Genomic DNA, 1,597 nt, shown 5'->3' on the forward strand with positions numbered 1-1,597 from the left:
CGTCACGACCGGGGGCTCGGCATCGGGCCCGGCCGCGCGAAGCGACGGGACAGGGCCAGGCGCACACTGCCGCAGGGCGGCGATGGCCGCGGCCCGGGCGGGGGCCGATGCGGTGCCGGGTCGGCGGGAGGCGTTCGGCGCGAAGCGGCGAGGCGGCGAAGCGGCGAGGCGGGACGCTCGCGGGCCCCGCCGGAAGAGCACCCCGAGCCGCACCGGAGTCTTTGGTCGCCCTTGGCCGGAACCGTCAGCTCCCCGTTATCCTCCTAACCCTTACGGGGGCGTGTGCCCCGACGTCCTGAACCATTCGATGGGTGCGGAGAATGATCGAGGCAGTCGGCCTGACGAAGCGCTATGGCGCCAAGACAGCCGTGTACAACCTTTCCTTCCAGGTGCGGCCCGGTACCGTCACCGGCTTCCTCGGGCCCAACGGCTCCGGCAAGTCGACGACGATGCGCATGATCCTCGGGCTCGACACACCCACCACGGGGCAGGTGACGATCGGCGGTTACCCGTACCGCAAGCTCCCCAACGCCCCCCGCCAGGTCGGCGCGCTGCTCGACGCCAAGGCCGTGCACGGCGGCCGGCACGCCCGCAACCACCTGCTCTGCCTCGCGCAGCTCTCCGGTATCCCGGCCCGCCGGGTCGACGAGGTGCTCGGCGTCGTCGGCCTCCAGGACGTGGCGAAGAAACGCTCCAAGGGCTTCTCGCTCGGCATGGGCCAGCGCCTCGGCATCGCGGCGGCGCTCCTCGGCGACCCCCAGGTGCTCCTCTTCGACGAGCCGGTCAACGGCCTCGACCCCGAGGGCATCCTCTGGGTCCGCAACCTCATGAAGTCGCTCGCGGCCGAGGGACGCACGGTCTTCGTCTCCTCGCACCTGATGAGCGAGATGGCGCTCACCGCCGAGCACCTGATCGTGATCGGCCGCGGCCAGCTGCTCGCCGACATGAGCGTCAAGGACTTCATCTCGCACAACTCCGCCGACTTCGCCCGGGTGCGTACGCCGGAGACCGAGCCCCAGCAGCGCGAGAAGCTGACGGCCGCGCTGACCGAGGCGGGCGGCCAGGTCCTGCCCGAGGTGGACGGCGCGCTGCGCGTGACCGGTCTGCCGCTGCCCCGCATCAGCGACCTCGCGCACAGCGCCGACGTCCGCCTGTGGGAGCTCTCCCCGCACCAGGCCTCGCTGGAGGAGGCGTACATGCGGATGACGCAGGGCGCCGTCGACTACCGCTCCACGGTCGACCAGCGCGCGGGCTTCCAGCAGGAGATGCCCCCCGGCATGCCGCCCCAGGGCCAGCCGCCGGTGCCCGGCCAGGGCCAGCCCGGCTGGTACGCCCCGCCGCCGCCCCAGCAGGGCGGCCAGCCCTTCGCGATGCCCCAGCAGCAGCCGCAGGCCGGCCCCGGCACGGACAACCCGTACGCCGCGGCGCCCCCGCAGCAGCCGACGGCCCCCGCCGACATGACCAAGCGCGCCACCGACAACGAGGATGCACGATGACCACGCCTCCGACTCCGCAGCAGCAGCCGCAGGCGCAGCAGCCCCAGCAGATGTACGCCCCGGCCGGCGCCCCGGCACCACAGGGCGCACCGGCCCCGCAG

Annotated in this window: 1 protein-coding gene; it reads left to right on the plus strand. The window is 73.5% G+C overall.

The window, feature by feature from the left end; all coding sequences use genetic code 11:
• Positions 1-320: 320 nt before the first annotated feature.
• Positions 321-1,496: an ABC transporter ATP-binding protein gene (locus tag GKQ77_RS32555; protein ID WP_219692754.1), complete on the plus strand. Its 1,176-nt coding sequence runs from the start codon at positions 321-323 to the stop codon at positions 1,494-1,496.
• Positions 1,497-1,597: the final 101 nt, after the last annotated feature.

The organism is Streptomyces anatolicus (assembly GCF_019400875.1).
Classification (GTDB): domain Bacteria; phylum Actinomycetota; class Actinomycetes; order Streptomycetales; family Streptomycetaceae; genus Streptomyces; species Streptomyces anatolicus.

Coding starts and splice junctions, on each gene's coding strand:
- GKQ77_RS32555 (WP_219692754.1), top strand. CDS start 321: ATGATCGAGGCAGTCGGCCTGACGAAGCGCTATGGCGCCAAGACAGCC.